Annotated in this window: 27 protein-coding genes; 12 read left to right on the top strand and 15 right to left on the bottom strand. The window is 62.9% G+C overall.

Translation table 11 applies throughout. From position 1 onward, the window contains the following. Positions 1–368: 368 nt before the first annotated feature. Together FFI89_RS22020 and FFI89_RS22015 are read right to left on the bottom strand one after the other, a co-directional pair. Positions 369–1,331, bottom strand: a complete 963-nt coding sequence (locus tag FFI89_RS22020) for a DMT family transporter (protein ID WP_246669522.1) — start codon at positions 1,329–1,331, stop codon at positions 369–371. A gap of 81 nt (positions 1,332–1,412) precedes the next feature. Then, complete coding sequence (locus FFI89_RS22015; protein ID WP_138829725.1) at positions 1,413–1,901, bottom strand: PaaI family thioesterase; 489 nt, start codon at positions 1,899–1,901, stop codon at positions 1,413–1,415. A gap of 162 nt (positions 1,902–2,063) precedes the next feature. Between FFI89_RS22015 and purL the strand changes: the two genes are divergently transcribed. Then, entirely contained in the window at positions 2,064–4,271 is a 2,208-nt protein-coding gene (gene purL, locus FFI89_RS22010; protein ID WP_138829724.1) for a phosphoribosylformylglycinamidine synthase subunit PurL, read from the top strand. Between the two features lie 119 nt (positions 4,272–4,390). On the opposite strand, the gene FFI89_RS22005 is transcribed toward purL, so the two are convergent. Together FFI89_RS22005 and FFI89_RS22000 are read right to left on the bottom strand one after the other, a co-directional pair. Then, positions 4,391–5,575 carry an acyltransferase gene (locus tag FFI89_RS22005; RefSeq protein WP_138829723.1) on the bottom strand — a complete coding sequence of 395 codons (1,185 nt, stop codon included), beginning with the start codon at positions 5,573–5,575 and terminating at the stop codon, positions 4,391–4,393. A gap of 87 nt (positions 5,576–5,662) precedes the next feature. Next, entirely contained in the window at positions 5,663–6,022 is a 360-nt protein-coding gene (locus FFI89_RS22000) for a DUF427 domain-containing protein (RefSeq protein WP_138829722.1), read from the bottom strand. 185 nt (positions 6,023–6,207) lie between these two features. Between FFI89_RS22000 and FFI89_RS21995 the strand changes: the two genes are divergently transcribed. Next, positions 6,208–6,444 (top strand): BolA family protein, encoded by a 237-nt coding sequence (locus FFI89_RS21995; protein WP_074815459.1) that lies wholly within the window; start codon positions 6,208–6,210, stop codon positions 6,442–6,444. A gap of 32 nt (positions 6,445–6,476) precedes the next feature. Next, positions 6,477–7,655, top strand: a complete 1,179-nt coding sequence (locus FFI89_RS21990; protein ID WP_246669219.1) for a low temperature requirement protein A — start codon at positions 6,477–6,479, stop codon at positions 7,653–7,655. 8 nt (positions 7,656–7,663) lie between these two features. Here the strand turns inward: FFI89_RS21990 and FFI89_RS21985 are convergent, their stop codons facing one another. Next, the gene (locus FFI89_RS21985; RefSeq protein ID WP_138829721.1) at positions 7,664–7,858 is read right to left on the bottom strand and encodes a hypothetical protein; all 195 of its coding nucleotides are present in this window, start codon (positions 7,856–7,858) and stop codon (positions 7,664–7,666) included. Positions 7,859–8,134: 276 nt separating this feature from the next. On the opposite strand from FFI89_RS21985, the gene FFI89_RS21980 reads away from it, so the two are divergent. After that, positions 8,135–8,452: a hypothetical protein gene (locus FFI89_RS21980; protein ID WP_138829720.1), complete on the top strand. Its 318-nt coding sequence runs from the start codon at positions 8,135–8,137 to the stop codon at positions 8,450–8,452. A 20-nt stretch (positions 8,453–8,472) separates the two neighbouring features. Here FFI89_RS21980 and egtD read toward each other — a convergent pair whose 3' ends face one another. Both egtD and egtB read right to left on the bottom strand, forming a co-directional pair. Then, positions 8,473–9,444, bottom strand: coding sequence for an L-histidine N(alpha)-methyltransferase (egtD, locus tag FFI89_RS21975; protein ID WP_138829719.1), 972 nt, complete (start codon positions 9,442–9,444; stop codon positions 8,473–8,475). A 49-nt stretch (positions 9,445–9,493) separates the two neighbouring features. Beyond that, positions 9,494–10,747, bottom strand: a complete 1,254-nt coding sequence (gene egtB, locus FFI89_RS21970) for an ergothioneine biosynthesis protein EgtB (RefSeq protein ID WP_168212989.1) — start codon at positions 10,745–10,747, stop codon at positions 9,494–9,496. Positions 10,748–11,048: 301 nt separating this feature from the next. Here egtB and grxD point away from each other — a divergent pair, with 301 nt between their 5' ends. The 3 genes from grxD to FFI89_RS21955 are packed head-to-tail and all read left to right on the top strand — an operon-like array spanning position 11,049 to position 13,265. Then, on the top strand, positions 11,049–11,387 hold the full coding sequence (gene grxD, locus FFI89_RS21965; RefSeq protein WP_138829718.1) for a Grx4 family monothiol glutaredoxin: 339 nt from the start codon (positions 11,049–11,051) through the stop codon (positions 11,385–11,387). After that, positions 11,384–11,938, top strand: coding sequence for an O-acetyl-ADP-ribose deacetylase (locus FFI89_RS21960; protein ID WP_138829717.1), 555 nt, complete (start codon positions 11,384–11,386; stop codon positions 11,936–11,938). The genes grxD and FFI89_RS21960 overlap by 4 nt, the downstream gene beginning before the upstream one ends. A 43-nt stretch (positions 11,939–11,981) precedes the next feature. Continuing rightward, on the top strand, positions 11,982–13,265 hold the full coding sequence (locus tag FFI89_RS21955; protein WP_138829716.1) for a serine hydrolase: 1,284 nt from the start codon (positions 11,982–11,984) through the stop codon (positions 13,263–13,265). Here FFI89_RS21955 and FFI89_RS21950 read toward each other — a convergent pair. From FFI89_RS21950 to rpsD, 3 genes are all read right to left on the bottom strand, one after another. After that, entirely contained in the window at positions 13,262–14,920 is a 1,659-nt protein-coding gene (locus FFI89_RS21950) for an acetolactate synthase large subunit (RefSeq protein WP_138829715.1), read from the bottom strand. The two genes, FFI89_RS21955 and FFI89_RS21950, sit on opposite strands and share 4 nt — an antisense overlap. A 96-nt stretch (positions 14,921–15,016) precedes the next feature. Further along, positions 15,017–16,084 (bottom strand): low specificity L-threonine aldolase, encoded by a 1,068-nt coding sequence (locus tag FFI89_RS21945; protein ID WP_138829714.1) that lies wholly within the window; start codon positions 16,082–16,084, stop codon positions 15,017–15,019. 183 nt (positions 16,085–16,267) lie between these two features. Further along, complete coding sequence (gene rpsD, locus FFI89_RS21940; protein ID WP_138829713.1) at positions 16,268–16,885, bottom strand: 30S ribosomal protein S4; 618 nt, start codon at positions 16,883–16,885, stop codon at positions 16,268–16,270. A 294-nt stretch (positions 16,886–17,179) separates the two neighbouring features. Here rpsD and FFI89_RS21935 point away from each other — a divergent pair, with 294 nt between their 5' ends. Next, positions 17,180–17,956, top strand: a complete 777-nt coding sequence (locus FFI89_RS21935) for an SDR family oxidoreductase (RefSeq protein WP_138829712.1) — start codon at positions 17,180–17,182, stop codon at positions 17,954–17,956. A 4-nt stretch (positions 17,957–17,960) separates the two neighbouring features. On the opposite strand, the gene FFI89_RS21930 is transcribed toward FFI89_RS21935, so the two are convergent. From FFI89_RS21930 to FFI89_RS21915, 4 genes are all read right to left on the bottom strand, one after another. Further along, positions 17,961–18,782, bottom strand: a complete 822-nt coding sequence (locus FFI89_RS21930; protein WP_168212988.1) for an SDR family oxidoreductase — start codon at positions 18,780–18,782, stop codon at positions 17,961–17,963. A gap of 69 nt (positions 18,783–18,851) precedes the next feature. Further along, positions 18,852–19,655 carry an acyltransferase gene (locus FFI89_RS21925; protein WP_246669218.1) on the bottom strand — a complete coding sequence of 268 codons (804 nt, stop codon included), beginning with the start codon at positions 19,653–19,655 and terminating at the stop codon, positions 18,852–18,854. A 113-nt stretch (positions 19,656–19,768) separates the two neighbouring features. Further along, entirely contained in the window at positions 19,769–20,155 is a 387-nt protein-coding gene (locus tag FFI89_RS21920; RefSeq protein WP_138829710.1) for a cupin domain-containing protein, read from the bottom strand. A 91-nt stretch (positions 20,156–20,246) separates the two neighbouring features. Beyond that, the gene (locus FFI89_RS21915; RefSeq protein ID WP_138829709.1) at positions 20,247–21,026 is read right to left on the bottom strand and encodes an HpcH/HpaI aldolase/citrate lyase family protein; all 780 of its coding nucleotides are present in this window, start codon (positions 21,024–21,026) and stop codon (positions 20,247–20,249) included. A gap of 178 nt (positions 21,027–21,204) precedes the next feature. On the opposite strand from FFI89_RS21915, the gene bla reads away from it, so the two are divergent. Next, a complete protein-coding gene (bla, locus tag FFI89_RS21910; protein WP_138829708.1) occupies positions 21,205–22,059 on the top strand; it encodes a class A beta-lactamase in 855 nt (284 codons plus the stop codon). A 10-nt stretch (positions 22,060–22,069) separates the two neighbouring features. On the opposite strand, the gene murI is transcribed toward bla, so the two are convergent. Then, positions 22,070–22,867 (bottom strand): glutamate racemase, encoded by a 798-nt coding sequence (murI, locus tag FFI89_RS21905; protein WP_138829707.1) that lies wholly within the window; start codon positions 22,865–22,867, stop codon positions 22,070–22,072. A gap of 208 nt (positions 22,868–23,075) precedes the next feature. Here murI and FFI89_RS21900 point away from each other — a divergent pair, with 208 nt between their 5' ends. The 3 genes from FFI89_RS21900 to FFI89_RS21890 all read left to right on the top strand — a co-directional run bounded on the left by FFI89_RS21900 (position 23,076) and on the right by FFI89_RS21890 (position 25,039). Next, positions 23,076–23,627, top strand: a complete 552-nt coding sequence (locus FFI89_RS21900) for a cytochrome b (RefSeq protein ID WP_138829706.1) — start codon at positions 23,076–23,078, stop codon at positions 23,625–23,627. Positions 23,628–23,839: 212 nt separating this feature from the next. Then, complete coding sequence (locus tag FFI89_RS21895) at positions 23,840–24,199, top strand: cupredoxin domain-containing protein (protein ID WP_138829705.1); 360 nt, start codon at positions 23,840–23,842, stop codon at positions 24,197–24,199. Between the two features lie 9 nt (positions 24,200–24,208). Beyond that, positions 24,209–25,039: an FTR1 family protein gene (locus FFI89_RS21890; protein ID WP_138829704.1), complete on the top strand. Its 831-nt coding sequence runs from the start codon at positions 24,209–24,211 to the stop codon at positions 25,037–25,039. Positions 25,040–25,078 lie beyond the last annotated feature (39 nt).

Genomic DNA, 25,078 nt, shown 5'->3' with positions numbered 1-25,078 from the left:
CCGGGGCCGATCGTCGAACCGCTGGGCGACGGGTTGAAGGACGTGGTGCCAGACGGATTCGCCCCAGCGCTCTGCGCAGCGGCTGCACTGCCGGCTTGATTGCTCATGCCGCTGCTGCCGACGGTGCTACCCGTTGTCGTTCCCGTGGAGGAACCTGTCGTGGTGCCTGGGGTCGTCGTCATGCCAGGCGAGGTTGTGCTACCGCCCGTAGTCGTCGATTGCGCCAGCGCAAGCGTGCTCGTGAATGCCAGCGCTGCTGCCAGCCCTAGTGTTGCTGCTCTCATGAATTACTCCCTTTGCTGGTGAGTAATTCCCAACCGCAGACATCGGCTTCCGTTCCCGTCCAGGCCGTTACGGTTCGTTCACGTTCAACGGACGAACCGGTTGAGCCAAAGCCGGTATTTGTCGGCCGGAATGGTCATGGCGGCGACGCCGGCCATCACGAGCACGAGGCCGAGCGCGAGATTGGCCGGCACGGTCTCGCCGAGCAGCAGCACCGAGAGGCCGACGCCGATCGGAATCCGCAAATAGGCTTGTGCATTGGTGGTCAGCGTGCCGAGCCGGACCAGGCACATATAGAACAGCATCAATCCGAACGCGCTGGAGAAGATTCCCATCGTGGCGGTGGCGATCAGGGCCTCGCTTGTCGGGTGCAGTGTCCAGGGATGCTCGACGACGAGCGCGACCGGCAACAGAAGCGTGCCGCCGAACAGCAGCGATCCGGCCGCGACCACCGTCGGGTCGTAATCGGACAGCCGTAATCCGAAAATCGTCGCGCAGGCAAACGAGACGGTGGCGAGCAGGATCACCATCTCGGCGAACAGATTCGCGGAGAGCCCGCCCAGCGCGTCGAGACCGATGATCACGGCAGTGCCCGCAAGACCCAGCAGCGCGCCGGCGAGCTTGAGCAGGGTAGCCGGCTCGTGCCGGGTGATGCCCCAGGTGATCAGGAACGCGAAGATCGGCGTCGTCGAGGCCAGCACCACGGTCGGGGCTGCCGGCACAAATTGCTGCGCCCAGGTGATCATCAGGAACGGAATCGTCGAATTGATGGTTTGCTGGAAGGCGAACAGCTTCCAGGCCTTGATGTCGGTCGGGATCCGCAGGCCCCGCGCGTACAGGATCGCGAGCAAGAACAGTGCTGCGATCAGCGAACGCGCCGAGATGAAGGTGATCGGCGGGATCGACCCGAGCCCGATCTTAGTCAGCGGGTAGGTCGAACTCCAACAGCAGGCCAGCGCCAGCAGCAACGCATAATCGCGCCAGCCGCGCGCGGCTTTTGCAACACCGGTCGGATCCGGCGGTGATGCAGGCGTTGGTTCGCCTTCGATCGCAGCATTGCTCTTCGGCAACTTGATGGCTCCCGGCACGTCCGCTTGTTTATCAGGTCGTGCGCGGAAGGTGAGAAAAAACTACGGTGTCGCGACGGATGCCGCCGTTGGCGGCTTTCGCTTCACCCGCTTGATGGTGCCGGAAAAAGTGAACAGCGAACGATCGGCGGATTTCAGCGTGCCGCGCAGAAAGATCAGCGAACCGCCGGCGCGGGTGACCTCGCCGTCGCATTCGATCAATTCGCCCTCGCGGGCGGCGTCGAGGAATTCGCAGGAAAAGCCGACCGTGACGCCCGGGCTCTCGAGGTGGGACGAGGCGATCGCGAACAGGCAATAATCGGCGAACGACATGAAGGCGCCCCCATGGACGTTGCGCATGCCGTTGAGGTGCTTCGCTTCGACCCGGAACGCGCATTGCACCTTGCCGTTTTCGTCGATCCGGTGCCAGAACGGCCCGTTATGGGTCTCAAAACTGTCACGGGTCCAGGTGCGCCAGCCCTCGAATTCGCCCTCGGTTTCGACGTGCAGATCGGGGCGGTGGCGGAATGCATTTTTGGGGAGCTCGTTCACTAAAAATGGCCCTTCAATTCGGTGTTTCAGCCCTTAAATCCGATCCGGGAGCGATGTGCAAACGCCGATCCCGCAAGGCTCCCCCCGCAAAGCTCTGGACAGGGCGGAAATGCGCCATAAAAGGCCTTTTCGCACCCCGTCGATCTACCTAATAAGAGACCCATGAACGAACCCCAGATCACCCCCGAACTCGTCGCCAGCCATGGCCTGAAGCCGGACGAGTATGAGCGCATCCTGAAGCTGATCGGACGGGTACCGACTTTCACCGAGCTCGGGATTTTCTCGGCGATGTGGAACGAGCACTGCTCGTACAAATCCTCGCGCATCCACCTCAAGGGGCTGCCGACCAAGGCGCCGTGGGTGATCCAGGGCCCGGGCGAGAACGCCGGCGTCATCGACATCGGCGACGGCCAGGCGGTCGTGTTCAAGATGGAGAGCCATAACCATCCGAGCTACATCGAGCCATATCAGGGCGCGACCACCGGCGTCGGCGGCATCTTGCGCGACGTATTCACGATGGGCGCGCGGCCGATCGCATGCCTCAACGCGCTCTCCTTCGGTGCGCCGGAACACCCCAAGACGCGCCATCTGGTGTCGGGCGTGGTCGCCGGGGTCGGCGGCTACGGCAATTCGTTTGGCGTCCCGACGGTCGGCGGGCAGGTGCGTTTCCACACCCGCTATGACGGCAACATCCTCGTCAACGCGATGGCGGTCGGCCTCGCCGACACTGACAAGATTTTCTACGCGGCGGCATCCGGCGTGAACATGCCGATCGTCTATCTCGGCTCCAAGACCGGTCGCGACGGCATTCACGGCGCCTCGATGGCGTCGGCCGAATTCGACGACGATTCCGCCGAGAAGCGCCCGACCGTGCAGGTCGGCGATCCCTTCGCGGAAAAGCTGCTGCTCGAAGCCTGCCTCGAAATCATGGAAGCCGATTGCGTGATCGCGATCCAGGACATGGGCGCGGCGGGCCTGACCTGCTCGGCAGTCGAGATGGGTGCCAAGGGCGATCTCGGTGTCGACCTCGATCTCGACGCGGTGCCGACGCGCGAGACCGGCATGAGCGCCTATGAGATGATGCTCTCGGAAAGCCAGGAGCGCATGCTCATGGTGCTCAAGCCCGAGAAGGAAAAGGAAGCCGAGGCGATCTTCCGGAAGTGGGGCCTGGACTTCGCGGTGGTCGGCTACACCACGCCGAGCAAGCGCTTCGTCGTGAAGCATGGCGGCGACGTCATGGCCGACCTGCCGATCAAGGAGCTCGGCGACGAGGCGCCGCTCTATGATCGCCCGCATGTCGCATCCGCAGCCCTGCCGGTGGTTCGCGCGCAGGATGTGAAGCCGCCAATCGGAATTATGCCCGCGCTGGAAAGGCTGATCGGAACGCCGGAGCTGTGCTCGAGGCGCTGGGTGTGGGAACAGTACGATCACGTCATTTTGGGCAATACCGTGCAGCGCCCCGGCGGCGACGCGGCGGTCGTGCGGGTGCAGGACGGGCCGAAGGGGCTGGCGCTCACCGTCGACGTGACGCCGCGTTATTGCGAAGCGGATCCGTATCAAGGCGGCATGCAGGCGGTGGCGGAGGCCTGGCGCAACATCACCGCGGTGGGCGGACGGCCGCTTGCCATCACCGACAACCTCAATTTCGGCAATCCGGAACGGCCCGAAATCATGGGCCAGTTCGTCGGCTGCCTGAAGGGGATTTCGGAAGCCTGCCGCACGCTCGATTTCCCGGTCGTGTCCGGCAACGTCTCGCTCTACAACGAGACCAACGGCCGCGGCATCTTGCCGACGCCGTCGATCGGCGGTGTCGGTCTGCTCGACGACTTCACCAAGTCGGCGACGCTGGCCTTCAAGGCTGCGGGCGAGGCGATCCTGCTGATCGGCGAAACCCAGGGCTGGCTCGGACAGTCGGTTTACCTGCGCGACATCTGCGGCCGCGAAGAAGGCGCGCCGCCGCCGGTCGATCTTGCGGCTGAAAAGCGCAACGGCGACGTGGTGCGCGGCATGATTCACGCCGGCACCGCGACCGCGGTGCATGACCTCTCCGACGGCGGGCTTCTGATCGCGCTGGCGGAGATGGCGATTTCTAGCGGCATCGGCGCGCAGTTGTTGGCGGCACCAAGCTCGATCGTGCCGCACGCGTGGTGGTTCGGCGAGGATCAGGCGCGCTACATCGTAACGGTACCGGCGGAACAGGCCGGGCTCGTGCTGGCGAAGATGAAGGGGGCCGGCGTGCCCTGCGCGCGCATCGGCACCACGGGTGGCGACTCGATCGCGGTCGCGGGCGAAACGCCAGTGGCGATCGAGGCGCTCAATACGGCGTTCGAAGCCTGGCTGCCGGCCTATATGAGCGGCAAGGCGTCGTAAGTTTTTTGTCGTCATTCCGGGGCGATGCGTAGCATCGAACTACGATGCGCAATTGCGCATCTGAGAATCTCGAGATTCCGGGTCTGGTCCTTCGGACCATCCCGGAATGACGGGTTGCCTTACAGCACCCGCTTCGCGCCTGGTATCTTCCGCAGCGCCGCCGTTGCGGCCCAGCTCAATATCACCGTCAGCACGAACGCCGTCATTGCCTTGACGATCGCGGGCAGATCGAGATCGAACAGCCAGTATTGCAGCCACAGCACGATCGGATAGTGGACCAGGAACATGCCGTAGGCGTCCGCCTGCATGGGATCGAGTATGCTCCGGCCGGATTGCTTGAATCTCACGAAGTAGGCCAGGATCACAAACAGGATGGCCACGCTGAAGAGGGCGAAACAGAAACCGTAGTCCGATTCGTACCATTCCGGCAGCCGCACCGGATTCCCCAGTATTTCGCGCTTGATGTAGATCAGCACCCACATCAGGCAATACGGAACGAGCGCCAGGAACACCCAGTTCCAGGTACGCTTGGCCAGCTTGCTGTCTGCCGCCAACAGCCCGCGATCCATATGCAGGACGCCGATGCCGGCGCCGAAAAAGAAATAGCTCGCATAGAGCAGCACGCGGCCATGCTGGACCGAGAACGGCCCGAACTCGAACCAGCTGCCAGCGCCAAAGTGAATTCGCCCGGGAACGTAGAGCGCGGCGGTGACAGCAAACATCACGACGAAGAATTCCCCGGGCCGGTCGTGACCGTTCAGCGACAGGCGGTTGATTGGCTCGAGCAGGGTGGGTGACAGCCGAAACAGCAGGCATGCAACGAGGTCGAAGCCGAACAGGACCCAGAGGAACCAGATCGGTCCGCTCGGCCAGGGGCCGACCGTGATCGTGTTCCACCAGAACTCCGCGAAGCCGATCTCGGGATGCTGCCGCAGCGAGATGGCGTAGTAGGCGATCGGAATCAGCGTGAACGCGCAGATCACGAACGGCAGGCCAAGCCTGGTCAGGCGATCCCGCAAATAGTTCGCAGGTCCCTTTCGGGCAATGCCCGGCCACACGAACAGTCCGGAGAGGAAAAAGAACATCGCCATGAAAAAACTGTCGGTGGCGAGCACGATCATGTCGAAGCCGATCCACGACTTCGGATCGGTGTGGCCGAAATAGGTGTAGGGGATCACCGCATGGTGAAGGAGGACCACGAGCGTCAGGAAGGTGCGGGCGCGGTCGATCGAGAAGTTGCGCGCTTTGGCTTTCGGCGCGGCGTGAACGTCTGTGGTCGTTGCGGCTTGGGTAATCGATGACATGGCGCCCCCCGGCAGGCTGATTCAACCCAACGCTACCCTACCCGCAGGTAGGGTCCGGGCCAAGCGGGCCGGACTAATTGAAGCACACTAGACCACTTCCTCGACCGTCACCTTATCCGGGTAGAACGCCAGGTAGCCGGCGATCTCGGCCATCGCCGGGAACGGCGTCTCATAGGTCCAGATCGAATTGTCGATGGTCTTGCCGTTGGCATTGATGCTGAAGTAGCTCGCATCCCCCTTGTAGGGGCAATGCGTGGTCCGCTCGGTGCGGGCGAGCAGCGCCATATTGGCGTCCGTGCGTGGCACATACTGCACAGCCGGATAGCTCGCTTCCTTCAGGGTCAGCGCATGGGTGGTATCGGCAACCACCACGCCGCCGGCCGAGACACGGACGCGCTTCGGGTTTGCCGTAATCGTGATCGGATGGTCGGGACCGGGCAGTTTCATGGCTCGCAGCCTCTTTTTCGGTCATTTCGTCGCCAGACAACGTGACCGGATATCACATATTCAAGGCGCCTGGATCGGGAATATAGTGCAGGAAAGGGTGACCTAGAAGAGCGTAAGCGCTAGGTTTGGCTGTCACGGTCGCGCGAGCCGGCCGTGATTCGAAACATCTGACGGAGACATGCTGGATGCCGATGGACGCCCACGATATCGAATCGATGATCAAGGCAGCTATTCCCGATGCCGAGGTGACGATCCGCGATCTCGCTGGCGACGGCGACCATTACGCCGCGACCGTGATCTCGGAATCCTTCCGCGGCAAGTCGCGCGTCCAGCAGCACCAGATCGTCTACCAGTCGCTCAAGGGACAGATGGGCGGCGTGCTGCACGCGCTGGCGCTGCAAACCGGCGTGCCGGGAGGCTAGTCGCAGGGTCGGGCGGAGGCGGGGGCGCACCGATGGCGGACAATCCACGCGGTGCGATGTGGCGCCCGATCATGCCGAACCAGCATAGCCGCGTCACCTATGCCGAGTTGTTCTTCGACCTCGTCTTCGTCTACGCCGTCACGCAGATCTCGCACACGCTGCTGGCCGACTTCACGCCAATGGGTGCGGTGCATGTCACGCTGCTGTTTCTCGCGGTGTGGTGGGTGTGGGTCTACACCTCCTGGATCACCAACTGGCTCGATCCTGAAAAGACGCCGGTCCGGCTGTTGCTGTTTGGGCTGACACTCGGCGGGCTGGTGCTGTCGACCTCGATCCCTTCGGCATTCGACGGGCGCGGTCTGTGGTTCGCCATCGCCTATGCCGCGATGCAGGTCGGCAAGACGGTATTTTTATGGATCGCGACGCCATCGTCGCGACCGCCGGCGCGCATGAATGCGATCCGCATTACGGTCTGGCTGACGGTGTCGGCGGTGTTCTGGATCTCCGGCGGATTGATGGAAGGCCAATCGCGGCTGGTACTTTGGGCGATTGCGCTTGCGATCGAATATGTTTCGCCGGTGGTGCGGTTCTGGATTCCCCGCTACGGCGCGTCCTCGATCTCGGACTGGGTCGTCGAGGGCGGCCACATGGCCGAGCGTTGCGCGGGGTTCATCATCATCGCACTCGGCGAATCCATCGTCGTGACGGGGGCTACCTTTGCCGACCTGACCTGGACCACCGAAAACGTCGTGGCGTTCGTGTCGGCCTTCGTCGGCAGCCTCGCGATGTGGTGGATCTATTTTCACAAGGGCGCCGAAGCCGGCTCCGAGCAGATTTCCAGATCGAGCGAGCCGGGCCGGCTGGCGCGGCTCGCTTATACCTACCTGCATATGCCGATCGTGGCCGGCATCATCGTCACGGCGGTGGCCGACGAACTGGTGCTGAAGCACCCGGCCGGTCATTCCGATCCCAAGACGGTACTCAGCGCGATTGGCGGTCCGCTATTGTTCCTGTTCGGAACGATCCTGTTCAAGCACAGCTTTCGCGGTTTTCTTCAGCTCTCGCACGGTGTCGGCATCGTCGCATTGTGCGTGGTTGCATGGTTCGCAGGCGACCTGTCGCCGCTGATGCTGTCGATCATCACGTCGGCGATCATGATCGTGGTCGCGGTGTGGGAATCGATCTCGTTGCGATCCCCACCCGAAGAATAAGTCCGAACCTATTTTTGCCCGACGACGTTCTTGAGGACGAGCCTCGAAAGCTGGACGACGAGCGCCCGGAGCCTGGCATTTTCCTCAAGCAGCGACTCCGTCTCGGCGCTGACCTCGGCATCCCAGCCATCGTCGTCATCATGGACGGACGACGAATCAGAACGTTGTCCAGCATCGCTGGACGCAAAATGCGCTTTACCCATCACTGGTACCCCCTGGCACGAACTCACCCCAGCCAAGTCGTCAGAACAGGATCGGCTGAGTCCGAGTCAAAATTTGGACGGTTCGGAGGGGAAACCGCAGCACGGATGCAGCGATTTGCTGACATAATCGATCAAGGTTAGGAATCGTTAACCACTCTCTGCCACATTCCACCTGCATGGTGTCGAAGCGCGCGGCGGCGCAGACACTTTGCTTTCACTTTGACCAGCGCGACCACCCTCAGTCCCCACGGCTTCCGTGGCTGGGAAACCGCGCCGATGAAACAAAGCGAAGCAAGAGTCCTGATTATTCAAGAGTGGGATCGTTGGATTCCAACGCGGACGGTCGATCCCGGCGGCCCCACCGGAAAAGACTCGTTGAAATTCTTCCACGAGCTCCAGGATGCACGGTCGCCGCTGCTGGATTTCCAGGCCCGCGGGCAGGATAAATGGCGAATCATTCACGCCTGGCTGCTGGATGCCGAGCGATTGTCCGACCATTGGATATCGCCCGCGCCCCGGATCGTACCGGCGCGCAGGCCGCGACCGGCCCGTAACAAGCCCAGGGCCAGAAGCTGTGGTGGCGGGATCGAATGACGGCTGGTTGTGGCCGGGCCCTAGCTTTCGGCCACCAGCGCGTGGACCGAAAACATCTGCTCGCCGTCGGTCCAGGAGTCGCGGACCGACCAGCCCGACCGCTGCGCCAGCGCGGTGAAGCGCTCGAGGCTGTATTTATAGCTCGACTCGGTGTGGATGCTCTCGCCGGGGCGGAATGAAAAATTCTGCCCCAGGATCCGCACCGACTGTGCCTTCCTGGCGATCAGGTGCATTTCGATGCGATGACGCTCGCGATTGTAGATCGAGCGGTGCATGAAGCCGGAAATGTCGAAATTGCCGCCGAGTTCGCGGTTGATGCGGACCAGCACATTCAGGTTGAAGCGCGCGGTGACGCCGGCGGCATCGTTGTAGGCATCGTAAAGCACGCGCTCGTTCTTTTCGAGATCGACGCCGATGATCATCTGTGCGCCTTCGCCGAGAATCTCGCGGGCGCTGCGCAGGAAGGCGCTGGCTTCATGCGGTTCGAAATTGCCGAGCGTCGATCCGGGAAAGAAGCCGACCTTCGGCATGCCTGATATCTCGGCCGGCAATGCGAATGGCGCAGTGAAGTCGGCGGCGACCGGATAAACCGCAAGATCGGGGAAATCCTTGCGCAACGCATCGGCCTGCGCGTTGAGGAAATCGCCGGAGATGTCGACGGGGACATAGGCGCCGAACTCACAGCGCTCCAGCAGCAGCCGCACTTTCGTCGTTGCGCCGGCGCCGAATTCCACCAGTGCGGCGCCCTTCGGGATGATCGCGGCGATCTCGTCGCCGCGGCTGCGCAAAATGCCGAGTTCGGTGCGGGTCGGATAATATTCGGGGAGCACGGTGATCTGCTCGAACAGCTCCGATCCCGCAGCGTCGTAGAAATATTTCGGCGACAGCCGTTTGGGATGCTGCGACAGGTTGCCGATCACGTCGCCGGCAAAGGCCGAGGTCGCTTCGTCGAACGGCTGCGCTTGGGCCAAAGCGGGGGCATGCACATTCATGATACTCTCCTGAACGCGCTTTCCGGCGCGCCTTTGATCGTCGGATGGATCAGACGTAATCGGCGAGGCGTAACCCCGTAAATTGCCAGCGGTGGTGCGGATAAAAGAAGTTGCGGTAGGTAATACGGCTGTGACCGGCAGGAGTTGCAAGCGAGGAGCCGCGCAGCACCAGCTGGTTGACCATGAACTTGCCGTTGTATTCCCCGAGCGCGCCTTCGATGGCGCGATAACCAGGGTAGGGCGAGTAGGAACTGCGGGTCCACTGCCAGACGATGCCGAAGGCATCGTTCAACTGGCCGGCGCGAGCGGCGACTTCCCATTCCATCTCGGTCGGCAGATGCTTGCCTGCCCAGCGCGCGAACGCGTCCGCCTCGTAGTAGCTGACATGGCTGACCGGCGCCGACGGGTCGACCGGCTGCAGGCCCCCGAGCGTCATGATTCGCCATTCGCCGCCAACCTGGCGCCAGTGGCCGGGCGCCTGCCAGCCTTCGTTATTGGCAGCGGCAAAGCCGTCCATCAGCCACAGCGTCGCCGTGCCGTAGCCGCCATCCTTCATGAAGGCGAGCCATTCGGCATTGGTGACGAGGTTGCGGGCAAGCCTGACCGGGCCGACCAGGGCGCGATGCGCCGGCTTTTCATTGTCGAAATGAAAGCTGTCGTCGGTATGGCCGACGGTGTGGATGCCTTCGTTGAGGGCGACCCATTCCTCAGCCGTTCGGTGCGACGGCGGGAAGCGCCACGCCGCATCGTAGGCCGGCGGGATCGGGTTCTGCGCAAAGGCGTGCAGGATGTCGGTCAGCATCAATTCCTGATGCTGCTGCTCGTGATTGAGGCCGACCTCGACCAGCGGGACCAGATTCGCCAGCGTGGCCTGATCGGCGGTCTGGAAGAATTTCACGATGGCGGCATCGACATGCCGGCGATAGGCGGTGACCTCATCCGCGCTCGGGCGGGTCAGATGGCCGCGCTGGTGGCGGGCGTGCCGCGGTCCGGCGCTGACGTAATAGGAGTTGAACAGGAAAGCGTAGTCGGGGTGAAACGGCTGGTAGCCCGGGCAGTGCTCGCCGAGCAGGAATTGCTCGAAGAACCAGGTGGTATGGGCGCGGTGCCACTTCGCCGGGCTCGCGTCCGGCATCGACTGGATGAGCTGGTCCTCGGGGCTCAAGGGAGCGGCCCGGCGCTCGGTTTCGTCCCGGACCGCGAGATAGGCTTCGACCAGACTCGGGGCGAGGCTGCCGGAATCGGAGAAAAGTGACGGGGCGGGGGTGGCCAACGAGGCCGCGGCGGATACTGATTTCGTCACTGGTGTCTCCGGTTGAGGGAGAGAACGTTAGTCTGGCGAACTGGTTCCTGACGGACAGTCCGTCCTAGATAGGGGTTCCCGTCCGGGAAAAAAGCCTCCCCGAGCCATGATATTGATGCCGTCAGATGATGGCCGATCCCGCCCGGGACCGTGGACCGAGCCCGCGCATGCCAGCTCCCCGCCATTTTACTTTGGATGCACAACGGTTTGGGCTACATATATGGGCAGTAACCGGGTTAAACGGGACGAGCCGGTCCGTGAGGCTCCAGCCGCAGGGGCGGTGCCCCAAAAGGAAATGAAGATGAGCATCGAGCAATTCATCGACAATGAAGTGAAGTCGAACGACGTCGTGCTGTTCATGAAGGGAACGCCGCAATTTCCGCAGTGCGGTTTCTCGGGCCAGGTGGTGCAGATCCTCGATCACGTCGGCGTCGGCTACAAGGGCCTGAACGTTCTCGAATCCGCCGATCTGCGCGACGGCATCAAGACCTATTCGAACTGGCCGACCATTCCGCAGCTTTACGTCAAGGGCGAGTTCGTCGGCGGCTGCGATATCATCCGCGAGATGTTCCAGGCCGGTGAATTGCAGCAGCTGTTCGCCGACAAGGGCGTCACTGTCAGCGCCGCGGCCTCGGCCTGAGCGACACCGCGCGCCTGATCGGCAAGGCGCGGCTGGAAGTTGTTGTTGCCGATATCACCAGTCTGCGCGTTGACGCCATCGTCAATGCCGCGAATTCGTCCCTGCTCGGCGGGGGTGGGGTCGATGGCGCCATCCATCGCGGCGCCGGTCCCGAACTGCTGGCCGAATGCCGCACGCTGCATGGTTGTGCCACCGGCGACGCCAAAATCACCAAGGGGTACCGGCTGCCGGCCGGGCATGTGATTCATGCCGTCGGGCCGACCTGGCACGGCGGCGACGCAAGCGAGGATCAATTGCTCGCTTCCTGCTATCGCCGCGCGCTCGAGCTGTGTCAGGCCAACGCGCTGTCGTCCGTAGCCTTTCCTGCCATTTCCACCGGCGTCTATCGCTTTCCCGCCGATCGCGCGGCCGGGATCGCGGTTGCCGCCGTTGCCGAGGCGCTGGCCTCCGCGCCCGATGTCACGCGCGTGATGTTCTGCTGCTTCTCCGACGAGAGCGGCCGCCTGCACGCCGCGGCTTTGGCTGATGTCGGCGGCCCTTGTGCCGGCTGACGCCGCAGCTACACTCCCGTGCGATTTCCTGGGAGGGGGTCTAATGAATTCTCGTCAAATGTTGCGTGCGCTGGCCTGCGGCGCGCTGTGGCTGGCGGCTGCGCCCGCGGTCCGCGCCGAAGGCACCTTCGATATTCCACCCGGAGCGCATTTCAATCCGGACAAGCTTGCGAAGGTCACCGAATTTTTCAAGAACGAGGTCGCGACCGGAAAAATCTCCGGCGCTGACGTCCTGATCCAGCAGCGCGGCAAGCCGGTCTATCATGAGACCTTTGGCGTGCAGGACGTGGTGTCCAAGGCGCCGATTACCGACAAGACTATCTTCCGTTTGTCATCGCTGACCAAGGCGATCACCTCGGTCGTCGCGATGCAGCTGATCCAGGACGGCAAGATCAAGCTCGATGATCCCGTCTCGAAATATATTCCCTCTTTCGCCGATACCAAGGTCGGCATCGAAAAGAAGGCCGAGGACGGCACCAAGACGCTGGAGCTGGTGCCGCAGACCCGGCCGATGACGGTGCTCGACCTGATGCGTCACACGTCCGGGATCACCTACGGTTTCTTTGGCGATAGCCTGGTGCGCAAGGCCTACAAGGACGCCAACATCTACGCGGGTGATTTCGACCTCGCCGAGTTCGCAGAACGAATCGCCAAGCTGCCGCTGCACAACCAGCCCGGCGCGCTGTGGCAATACGGCCATTCCACCGACATCCTGGCGCGGATCATGGAGATCGCGTCCGGAAAATCATTGTTCGAGATCGAGAAGGAAAAGCTGCTCGATCCGCTTGGCATGGTCGATACCGGCTTTTTCGTCACCGAACCGGAGAGGCTGCAGCGGCTCGCCCAGCCGCTGCCGAATGACAGTGATTTTCGTGTCGGCCGCCAGTACCGGACCGAGGTTCGCCAGAAGTGGCAATCCGCCAGTGGCGGCATGGTTTCGACCATGGCGGACTTTTCGCGCTTTGCGCAGATGCTGGTTAACGGCGGCAGCTTCGAGGGCAAGACCTATCTCAATCCGAAGACATTCGAATTGATGGCGTCGGACCATGCCGGCAAGGGCTCGGGCGTTGAGCGGGATTATTTCTATTTTCCCGGCGACGGCTTCGGCATGGGGTTGGGACTTGCGGTGCGAACCGATCCCGGTAACGCAAAACCGCCGCCGCCGGGATCGCTCGGCGAGTTGAAATGGGACGGCGCCAGCGGCTGCTACATGGTGATCGACCGCAAGCAGGAGATGATGTTCGTGCTGCTGGAGCAGACGCCGACCGAGCGCCAGCGGGTCCAGCGCACGCTCAAGCAACTGGTCTATGAGGCGCTGGAGAACTAGTTCGCAGCTTCGTCAACCCGCTTCACTTTCTCGCGGAGTTCATCGACCAGCACCCGGGTGTTCTCGCTATAATCGATCGGGACGACAACCAGGTGTACTCCGCCTCCGGCAAACGCACGCTCAAGCGTCGGGATGATCGCATCGGTGCTCTCGATCCTTGAGCCCTTGGCACCGTAACTCTCGGCGTACCTGACGAAATCCGGATTTCCGAAGGTAAGGCCGAAATCGGGAAAATGATCGACCGCTTGCTTCCAGCGGATCATACCGTAGGCGGAATCCTCCAGAATCAGCACCACCAGATTTAATTTGAGGCGTACCGCGGTTTCCAATTCCTGCGAGTTCATCATGAACCCGCCGTCGCCGCACACCGCAAGTACCCGGCGTTTTGGATAGAGCATGGCCGCCATCATCGCCGACGGCAATCCGGCCCCCATGGTCGCGAGCGCATTGTCGAGCAGCAGCGTGTTCGCGACGAGCGTTCGATAATTGCGCGCGAACCATATCTTGTACATGCCGTTGTCCAACGCAACGATTCCGTCCTCGGGCATGACCTGTCGCACGTCATGCACGATACGTTGAGGCGTCGGCGGCCATTTGGCTTCCGTGGCCCGGTCGGCGATCCTGTTCAGAATGCCGTCGCGGAGATTCAACAATGCGCCGGCGTTGGGCAGGCGGCCCTCAACCCGGTCGGCCAGCAGTTCCAGGCTCGGGCCGACATCGCCAACCACTTCGCATTGCGGAAAATAGACCTGCTCCACATTGGCCGGCGTGTAATTGACGTGAATGACCTGTGGCCCGCCGGGGCCCATGATGAAAGGGGGCTTCTCGATCGTATCGTGGCCAATTGCGATGATCAGGTCGGCGCGGTCAATCGCTTCATGGACATAGTCGCGTTCGCTGAGGGCTGCCGTACCCATATACAATTTGGTGCCGCCGGGCGCGGTGCCTTTTCCCATCTGGGTCGTGAAGAATGGAATTTGGGTGCGTCGAACGAATCCGGCAATTCCCGTCGCGCTTCGCGGTCGGGAAGCCGCGGCGCCCAACATGATCAACGGCCGCTTGGCATTCAGAATCATCTCGGCCGCACGATCGAGCGAAGCACGGTGGGCGACCGGAATTTCAATCGGATGCTGCGCGACCATCGCAACAGGTTCGGCTTCTTCGCCGGCGATGTCCTCGGGCAATTCCAGCAAGACAGGGCCAGGCCGTTCCTGCGTGGCAATTCGGAAGGCGTCGCGTACCAGGGTCGGAATCGTGCTGGTGCTGACGATCTGCAGCGAAAGCTTTGTCAGCGGCTTGAACGTGCCGACCACGTCGACGATCTGGAATTTCGCCTGACGGCTGCTCATGATGCCTTTCTGCCCGGTCAGCATCACCATCGGCATCGCGCCCAGCAGCGCGTAGGCCGCGCCGGTCGCGAGATTGAGCGCGCCCGGGCCAAGCGTTGTGATGCAGACACCGGGCTTTCCCGTCAGCCGGCCATAGGTGGCCGCCATGAAGGCCGCAGCCTGTTCATGCCGGGTCAGGATCAGCTCAATCGACGATTTTCTCAGGCTTTCGACGACGTCGAGATTTTCTTCGCCGGGAACACCGAAGATGCGATCCACGCCCTCGTTCTCAAGAGCGGCAACCAACAAGTCGGAGCCTTTGGGCATCTTAACCTCCCGGCGAATTTTTCAACGGCGAACAATAGCTGAATAACAGGATTCTGCTGCGATCTGTATGCTTTTGGCTGCTCTGATCGAAGGCAATTACACCCCGCGCACGATCTCGCGCACCAGTCCGACGGTTTCCTCGATCATCTCGGCCGTGACGTCGAGATGGGTGCAGGCGCGGATGCGGCCGTCCATGACAGCCAGCAGCACGCCGCGCTTGCGTAACGCCTCGACCATCCTGTCGCCGCTGATCCCGGCTCCGTCAGGCTTGAAGAACACCAGGTTGGTTTCGGGCTGCTGCACTTCGACACCGTTGATCTGCGACAATCCCCGCGCCAGCGCCCGCGCATTGGCGTGATCGTCGGCGAGGCGGTCGACGTGATGGTCGAGTGCGTAGACGCAGGCTGCGGCGCAAATGCCGGCCTGCCGCATCGATCCGCCGAGCCGCTGCTTCCAGCGCCAGACGTCGTCGATGAATTGGCGCGAGCCGGCGATCGCGCCGCCGACCGGCGCGCCGAGACCTTTGGAAAAATCGATCCAGGCCGAATCCCAGCCCGCGGCCATGTCGCGTGCGCTGATGCCGGTGGCGACACAGGCGTTCAAGAGCCGCGCGCCGTCCATATGGGTGACGAGCCCGTGCGTCTTGGCGATCTGCACGATTTCATCGAGCGCCGTCTTCTTCCAGATCGTGCCACCGCCGATATTGGCGGTCTGTTCGACGCTGACCACGGTTTGCGGCGGCTGGTAGCGCGAGCGCGGGTGAAGGGCGGCGCGAAAGGTTTCGGGCGAAAACTGTCCGTCGTCGCCGGCCAGCGGCGTAATCTGGAATCCGCCGAGGGCTGCATGCGCGCCGCCTTCGCGGGCGATAATATGCGCGCTGACATGGGCGAGGATTTCATCGCCCGGCCGGCACCAGGCCAGCGTCGCTGCGACGTTGCACATGGTGCCCGACGGCATGAACACGGCGGCTTCCTTGCCGAGCAAATCAGCCACCCGTTCGCACAACAGGTTGACCGTCGGATCGTCGCCGATCTGCTCATCGCCGACCTCGGCCCGCGCCATCGCCTCGCGCATCGCTTGGGTCGGGCGCGTCTGCGTATCCGACAACAGGTTGATGTGGATGGGGGCGGCCTTGGGGTCGCGCGGGGCAGGGGTGTAGTGCATGGAGGAATCTTTCGGTTGTGGTCATTCCGGGATGGTCCGAAAGGACCAGACCCGGAATCTCGAGATTCCGGGTTCGCGTCTTCGACGCGCCCCGGAATGACGTTCGCGTCGCCGGGTGATCCTACCCAAAGAAAAAGGCCCCGGCAAAACCGGGGCCTTTGATAGCTTGAAGATCCAGTTCGCTCAGCGCGAATAGAATTCGACGATCAGATGCGGCTCCATCTGCACCGCGAACGGCACGTCCGACAGCGCCGGGATGCGGGTGAACTTCGCCGTCATCTTGGAGTGATCGGCTTCGATGAAGTCGGGCACGTCACGCTCGCCGAGCTGGCTTGCTTCCAGCACCGGGGTGAGCTGCTTGGAGGATTCCTTGATCTCGATGAGGTCGCCGGGCTTGACCTTGTAGCTCGAGATGTTGACGCGGCGGCCGTTCACCTTGATGTGGCCGTGGTTGATGAACTGGCGCGCGGCAAACATGGTGGCGACGAACTTGGCGCGATAGACCACGGTGTCGAGACGACGCTCGAGCAGGCCGATCAGGTTTTCACCGGTGTCGCCCTTCATCCGGCCGGCTTCGACATAGATGCCGTGGAACTGGCGCTCGGAAATATTGGCGTAGTAGCCCTTGAGCTTCTGCTTGGCGCGGAGCTGCACGCCGAAGTCGGAGAGCTTGCCCTTGCGGCGCTGGCCGTGCTGGCCGGGGCCGTATTCGCGGCGGTTGACGGGGCTCTTCGGGCGGCCCCAGATGTTCTGGCCCATACGGCGATCGATCTTGTATTTCGCCTCACTGCGCTTAGTCATCGCGTCCTCTGATGAGTTTGAGTTTTGAGGAGACGCGCCCTCCTGTGCACCGGGATTCCCGGGGCCGACAGGTCCGCCTCGAAAGCTCGGGGAGGACCACGGGTCGCGAAACGCAACGCGGGCCGAAAACGGCCCGCGAGCAGGCGGTTTCTAGGGATATTCGCACCCGCTGTCAAATCCTTCCCCGGCCCGCTATGACTGGTTGGCTCGGGCCTCTCCAAGGGTTTTTTGACGGCCTTTTTGAAGGCTTTTTTGCCGAGGCATTTTTAGGCGCAAAAGGACGGGTTTGGGAGCATGCAGCCTGCAGTGGTCGTGACCGGCGCTTCCTCCGGACTTGGTGCCGAATTCGCTCGGCTGGCGGTTGCCGAAGGGTCCAAAACGGTCCTGATTGCCCGCAATATCGGTGATTTGGAGCGGCTGGCAGCCGAAATCGACCCTTCCGGGCAATCCACGGTGACACTCGGCATCGACCTGGCCGCACCGGATGCCGGCGAAACCGTCGCGCGTGAACTCACCGCGCGCGGTCTTTATTGCCATACCCTCATCAACAATGCCGGTTTTGGCCTGTTCGGCGATGCCGTGGAACTCGATCGCGCCGGCCAGTTCGGGATTATCGCGGTCAATATCCGCGCCGTCACCGACCTCATGCTGCGATTCCTGCCCGATATGGTCGAGCGCAAGGCCGGTCGCATCCTCAACGTGGCATCGGTCGCCGGCTTTGCGCCGGGCCCGCGGATGGCCGTGTATTTTGCCAGCAAGGCCTATCTGGTTTCGCTCTCGCAGGCGCTTCTGCGCGAGGTCAGGAGCAGCGGCGTCACGGTGACCTGCCTGTGTCCCGGTCCGCTGCGCACACCGTTCCTGACCCGCGCCGGCGCGCAACAGGTGAGGTTGTTCAAGCTGTTGCGAAAGCTTCCCGTCGACGAGGTCGCCCGCGACGGTTGGGAGGCGATGAAGGCAGGCCGCGCGCTTTGCATCCCCGGTATCGGCACCAAGGCGGCGATCGCCGTGACCCGGTTTGTGCCCCGCGGAGTGGTGCTGGCCCTGGTCACGCGCCTGCAGCGCGGGCGCTAGATTTCTATTGTTCGCCCGGCGGGATGATCGGGCCGCGCGAGCGCCAGCCCTCGCGGTTCAGGAGATCGACGAGGCCGGGGAAGAAGCGGTTGAGGCGCCACAGCACGTGGGCGAGCAGGGTGATCAGCACCAATCCTCGGTCGCGCTTGATGGCATCGATAGTCGCCTCGGCGACCCGCTCCGGCGTGGTGTAGAGCGAAGCCGGAATTTTGGGCAGCTTGGAATAGATCCGTGACGGGCCGTCCAGTTCGACCATCGGCGTCTTCACCAGGCCCGGACAGATTACGCTGACGCCGAAATTCTTGCGGTGGTAGTCGTTGCGTATCGCGAGCGTAAAACCCACCAGGCCGTATTTGCTGGCCTGATAGGTTGCGAGCTGGCGCACCGGGACCAGCCCGAAGATGCTCGACATGTTGACGATATGAGCTTCCTCGGCGCCCGCGAGCTTGTTGATCAGGTGGGTCGTGATCTGGATCGGCGCCAAAAGATTGATCGCCATCAACCGGCGCCAGTCGATATCAGCCACATTGCGTTGCTGGCCGTACAGCGCGATCCCTGCGCAATTGACCAGGATATGCAGCGGACCGGTCGAAAACAGACCGTCCAGCATTTTGGTGATTTCGTCGGGCTGCAACAGGTCGCAAACGACGCTCGTCACCTTGACGCCGTGTTGCTTCGTCTCCTGCTCGACCTGCGCGAGCCTGGCCGCATCGATGTCGGTAATGACGAGATCGACACCTTTGCGCGCGAGTGCCACGGCAATCGCCCGGCCGATGCCGGAAGCTGCGCCTGTGACAAATGCTGTCCGCCCGCGTAGAATCTTCATTGGCCTGCTGTCCGCCCGTCGATACCGCCGCCAATATCCGGCGACCATCCATCGGGACGTTTTGGTGAACTATCGGGAAATCCTGCCAACCTGTCGCGAGCCGATCAGCTCGTGCAACGACGGCTCCTGTCCTTCCGGAGCCAGCGCGAGCAGTTCGTCCGCGACCAGATTATTCAAGATTTGTTCAAGACGTGAAAGCGCGATGCCGATATCGGCCGCATCCGTGATGCGATGGTCCCAGCGAACCATCACATCGATGAAGCCATCATCGGTAACCCTGTCATAGCTTAAAATATAGGGGCCAGGACCAAGCGCCTCGACTTCTCCGCCGCCAAAAGCGGCGACCGAAGTGATGAGGAGCGTGCCGAAAAAATTGCCGCGTTGCCGGCCGATATTGAGGCCGATCGCCCAGGCGAGATATCGCAGCGGCAGCGGCAGCCGAGTGGCGGCCAGCGTCTTGCGGAAAAATGGCGTCGATTCGATCGGCTCCGACTTGGCTTTGCGGAGCGCGGCATCGGCCTCGATCAACGGGACGAGGTCCGGCGCCTTGATCGGGAACAGCATCACGCCCTCGGGCGAAGCAGTGGGCGCCACCACGATATTCGCGACCGTTTCCGGCAACTCGTAAAAGCGTGCGTAAGGCCATTTCAGGAACACCGTGCGCAGGCGAGGTTCTTCCCGGGCGAGCGCGGCAAAGCCCTTGGCGAAAATCACGGCCCAGGCCGGCCGCTGGCTCAACGCGCTGCGGGCCGAGGCCAGCCGCGCGATGTTCAGCGTCCGGCGCACCGCGACGAAAGGGACGCCCCTGGAGGCGCGCATGAGATCGATGACGACGCGGCGCGGCGTTGTGATTTTTCGAACCGTTCCGCGCATCGCTCCGCTCTGGTTTCCGCCATAAGCCCATCAGAAGGCCAGCGGGCCACTATGCCCAGCCCGCCGACCCTGATCTAGCACGAACCAGGTGGCCTGACGCCAGATGGTTCGCGTTATGGCGCGGGTTTGGCCAGCGGCTCGCCGGCCTTGACGATGTAAACCCCAAGCACTTTGAAGGGCTTGTCGCCGGCCTTGGCGTCGTGAACCGCGCCTTCCGGGATCTGGTAGGATTCGCCGGCCTTGATCTTCACAGGCTCCTTGCCGTCGAGCACGAGTTCGAGTTCGCCCTCCAGCACATAGCCGGTTTCCATACCGGGATGGGTGTGGCGGCCGGCGGCGCCACCAGCGGGCACTTCCGCGATGGCGGTGACGGTGTTGTAGCCGGCCGGGAAGTCGAGCTTTTGCAGCGGGGTCCGCTTGATGCCGGCTTGCTGGGCGATGGCGACGCCGGCGCCAGCAACCAGGATGACGGTCAGTCCGAGCAGAATTTTCTTGATCATGTGTTTTCTCCCTGTGCGAGAAACTCTAGCAGCGCCCGCGGCGCGCGGAAAGCGCGGAGGGCAGGGGCGCGCCACAGCGGCGCACGATTTTTTATCGCTTGATGCCCTCGAAACTTGCCGCGATGCCGCGTTGGAACAGCGACCAGTCAAAACCCAATGCCAGCGCGACATAGCCGCGCTCGATCATCCGGTTCGCCTGCTCGGCGGTACGGGCGACGCCGCCGATCGGCACGCCGCTTTTGAGGATACCGGCTTCGGCGCGCGCCATCAGATCAAGCACCTCGGGATCGTCGGGCAGGCCGCGCTTGTTGATGGAGGTAGCGAGATCGCCGGGGCCGATCACCGCGAGGTCGATGCCCGGTGTCGCCATGATCTCGTCGATGCGGTTGACGGCCTCGACATGCTCGATGGTGATCATGCAGATCATGTCGTCGTCGGCGGTCGCCATATAGTCCGCCATCGACACGCCCCAGCGGAACGGCGCGTGAAACGGCCCCCACAGCCGGTCGCCGTTCGGCGGATAGCGCACGCTGCGCACGGCTTTCTCTGCATCCGCGCGGCTACAGATCATCGGAAAATTGATCCCGAGCGCGCCGATGTCCATCGGCGCTTTCGCCAGCCAGGGTTCATTGGCGGCGATCCGCACCATCGGCACGCAGGGCGTGCCTGAGGTCGCCGTGATCATCCCATGCGCCGAACCGAGATCGATCGGGCCGTGCTCGAGGTCGACAATGATCCAGTCGATGCCGGACCGGGCCATGATCTGCACGGTCTGGATCGAGGGAATGGTCGCGATCGCGCCGAAGGTCGGGCGTCCGTCCCGCCATAGCTGCTTGAGACGGTTGAGCGGCGCGGGATTTGCGGAGGTCAAGGCGGAAACTCCCTGCTCGTATGTCGGTTCGTCCGGTTCGGTGGGCGATATGATAGGGACAGATTCGCGGCGTTTCGAGCCCGATGTTTTTTCAGCGCGCGCATGTGAGGTGCCATCATTCCGGCGCAACAGCCGAGCAACGCAAGGCGCGGGCTTTAGCTTGAAGGATGTTTCCACGATGATCGATCGACGGGCCTTGCTGGCCGCGGCGTCAGGCCTTGTGGCCTGGCCGGTATTCGCAGAGCAGGCGCCGCCTGCGCTTGCGGCCTACGAACGCGAGACCGGCGGGCGGATCGGCGTCCATGCCGAAAATCTTTCCACCGGTGCGAAGATGGCGTGGCGCGCCGAGGAGCGCTTCGTCATGTGCAGCACCTTCAAGGCTTCACTGGCGGCCTTCGTGCTGGCGCGGGTCGACCACGGCGCGGATCGTCTTGCGGACCTGGTCGCTTATGGACCCAAGGATCTTCTCGAATATGCGCCGGTCGCGAAACAGAATCTCGCCCAAGGCGCCATGTCGGTATCCGAGATGTGCAAGGCCATCGTCGAACTCAGCGACAACACCTGTGCCAATCTGCTGCTGGCGCGGGTCGGCGGCCCCGCGGCGCTGACCGCGTTCTGGCGTTCGACCGGAGATACCATCTCGCGCCTCGACCACAACGAACCCGAACTCAATCGCTCGCCCCCGGGCAATCCCCATGACACCACCACGCCATCAGCGATGGCGGGAAATCTGCGCCGCTTCCTGCTCGGCGCTGTGCTGACGCCGGCGTCGCGCCAGCTTCTCACCGAATGGATGGTGGGCTGCAAGACCGGCAACAACCGGCTGCGCGGTGGCCTGCCGGCGGACTGGAAGGTCGGCGACAAGACCGGCAACAACGGCAAGGATGCGTCCGGCGATATCGCGATCGCCTGGCCGAAATCAGGCGGCCCGGTACTGGTGTGCGCCTACACGCAGGGTGGTTCGCCGGCGCCACAGCAATTGGAAGCCGTCTTCAAGGAGATCGGTGCCATGGTGGGTCGTCAGCTAAGCTAACGGCGGAGCCTTACGCCGGGACGCGGCCGCCGAAGAACGGCATCAGCGCCTCGCTCAGCGTGTGCGGCCGCCGCGACGTAAAGATCATTTCGGCGCCGGCCTGATCGGATGGACCGTTGGCCGGGCCGAGCAGGTCGGATACGCGGCGGGCGATGGCGGGGGCGGGATCGATCCAGGCGACCGGCCATGGCGCGAGCTGCACCAGCCGCTCCAGCAACAGCGGATAGTGCGTGCAGGCCAGCACGACGGTGTCGGTGCGATGGGCATCGCCTCCGCCGTGGCCGACGAAGCAGGGCGCCAGTTCGGCTGCAATGTCGTCATCGCTCACGTCGTTGCCGCTGAGCGCGGCTTCGGCCAGCGAGGCGAGCTCCGCCGAGCCTACCAGCGTCACCTCGCAGCCCTGCGAAAAATCGTGGATCAGCCGCTTGGTGTATTCGCGCTTGACCGTCCCCTTGGTGCCGAGCACCGACACACGCTTGGTCTTCGAGCTGGCGCAGGCTGGCTTGATCGCGGGCACGGTGCCGACAAACGGTACCTGATAGGCCTCGCGCAGATGCGACATGACCAGCGTGGACGCGGTGTTGCACGCGATCACCACCAGATCGGGCGCATGGCTTTCGATCAGGTCGCCGATCAGCGGCACCACGCGCGCGATGATCTGCTCCTCGCTATGATGGCCGTAGGGAAAGAACGCGTCGTCGGCGACATAGACATAATGAGCATCGGGCCGGGCGCCGACGATCTCACGCAATACCGTGAGGCCGCCGAGGCCGGAGTCGAAAACGAGGATGGTTGGGGGATAGGACACGCCGCTCTTTTAGCCGATCCACGGTTACCATTCAGTTGTTTTTGAGGGCGGTGGGGCCCCTGCGATGGATGGCCTGCGGGTCGCACGTAGTTTTGAACGATTCAAGTCGCCTTGGCGGGAATGCAAAGCTATCAGGGCAAGTCATTGCAGATATGGACAAAACCGCAAACGACCTGCCGGGTTTGAGCGGTCGGGAGGCTCAACGGAAATGCTACGCAATACGTCATCGAGCTGGGGCCGCCTGTCGCGCTGGTTCCACTGGGGCCTCGGCCTGGTCATCGTTGGCATGCTCGCCTTCGGCTGGTGGATGAACCACATTCCGGCCGGGCCGAACCGGTTCTTCTACCGCTCGATCCATGCCGATATCGGCTACCTCGTGCTGCTGCTGATGGTGCTCCGCCTGATCTGGCGCGGCTTCAATCCGACGCCGGCACTGCCTTCGGACACGCCGCGCTGGCAGCGGATCGTGGCAAGCATCAGCCATTGGTCGCTCTATGCCGTCACTATTCTGGTGGCGATGCTGGGCTGGGCCCATTCCGGCGCGCGCACCCCGGATTATTCCAGCTTCTTCGGGCTGTTTCACGTTCCGCAGATTACCTCGCCCGACAAGGCCGCCGCCGCGGCCTATGAGGACCGTCACATCCTGTTTGCCTATGTGCTGCTGGCACTGATCGTGCTCCACATCGGCGCGGCGCTCTGGCATCACTTTATAAAACGCGATCGCGTCACATCGCGCATGGTCGACGGCGCGCCCGGCTGAGCGTTTTCAAGCGAAGTGGATACCGGTTCGCGTCAAGAAAACGCGTCAAAGCAAGAAAGCTAGAGCCCCGTTCCGATTCTGTCGGAACGGGGCTCTAGCTCCGCGATTTAGAAGTTCTCCAATTAACAGCGGCTTTTTGTCTCTTCACGGCGTGGCAGCCGGCAGCGTATGCCATCTGCCGATATCTTCAGCCCATCATTGAAAGAACCGACATGTCCCGCTCGCGAACGCTTTCGAAGGCCGTCATTTTCGCCGCCGTCGCCGCTCTGCTCCCGATTGCCGCCACCAGTGCGGCGAACGCGCAGGCCGCGACCGAAATTCAGCTCAGCTACAAGGACAAGAAATTCGATCCGGCCGAAATCAGCGCGCCGGCCAATACGCCGATCGTGATCAAGCTGAAGAACCTCGATGCCAAGCCGATGGAGTTCGAGAGCAAGACCTTGAAGATCGAGAAGGTGGTCGCCGGCTCCAGCGACGCCACCGTCAACGTCCGCGCCCAGAAGCCCGGCCGCTACGAGTTCGTCGACGAATACAACGAGAAGGTTGCCCGCGGCGCGCTGGTCGTGAAGTAGGAAAAAGCCGTGATTGCTGCACTGATCATCGTTTTCCGCGAAGTCTTCGAGGCCGGTCTGATCATCGGCATTGTGCTCGCGGTCACGCGCACGGTGCCGCATCGCAACGCCTGGATCGGCGGCGGCGTGCTGGCCGGCGTGCTCGCCGCCTGCGTGGTCGCCGCCTTTGCCGGCGCGTTGTCAAACCTGTTTGCCGGCATGGGACAGGAACTGTTCAACGCCGCTATCCTCGTGATCGCGGTCGTGATGCTGACCTGGCACAATGTCTGGATGGCGCGTCACGGCGCCGAGCTCGCTGGTGAACTGCGCGTCGCCGGGCAGGCGGTGGTGGAAGGATCGAAATCGCTGCTCGCGCTGGCGGTGGTGGTCGGCGTCGCGGTGCTGCGCGAGGGCAGTGAGGTCGTTCTGTTTCTCTACGGCGTGATCGCCACCGGCGGCGATACCGCTTGGGGCGTGACGCTCGGCGGCCTCGGCGGCCTCGCGCTCGGTTTGATGATCTGTCTTCTGACCTATTTCGGTCTGCTCCGCATTCCCGCGCGCGCGCTGTTTACGACCACGACGATCCTGATCGCTTTGCTCGCCGCCGGCATGGCGGCGCAGGCTGCGGCGTTCCTGGAGAAGGCCAATTGGCTGACCGCGATGGACAACGTGGTGTGGGACTCAGGCTGGCTCTTGTCCGATGCCAGCATTCCCGGCAAGGCGTTGCATACGCTGATCGGCTACACCGACCAGCCGACCGCGATGCAGCTCACGGTCTATCTCGCGATCCTGCTAATCACGTTCGTGCTGATGCGGCTCTATGGCGCGCCGGCAAAGGCCGTGGTGCCCGCGCGCGGCTGACGCCAACAGGCGCAGCGGCTGACGCCAACAGGCGCAGCG

The sequence above is a fragment of the Bradyrhizobium sp. KBS0727 genome, from assembly GCF_005937885.2.
Taxonomy (GTDB): domain Bacteria; phylum Pseudomonadota; class Alphaproteobacteria; order Rhizobiales; family Xanthobacteraceae; genus Bradyrhizobium.
Note: the sequence above shows the minus strand (reverse complement) of the source record. Positions and strands in the feature narration are given on the sequence as shown.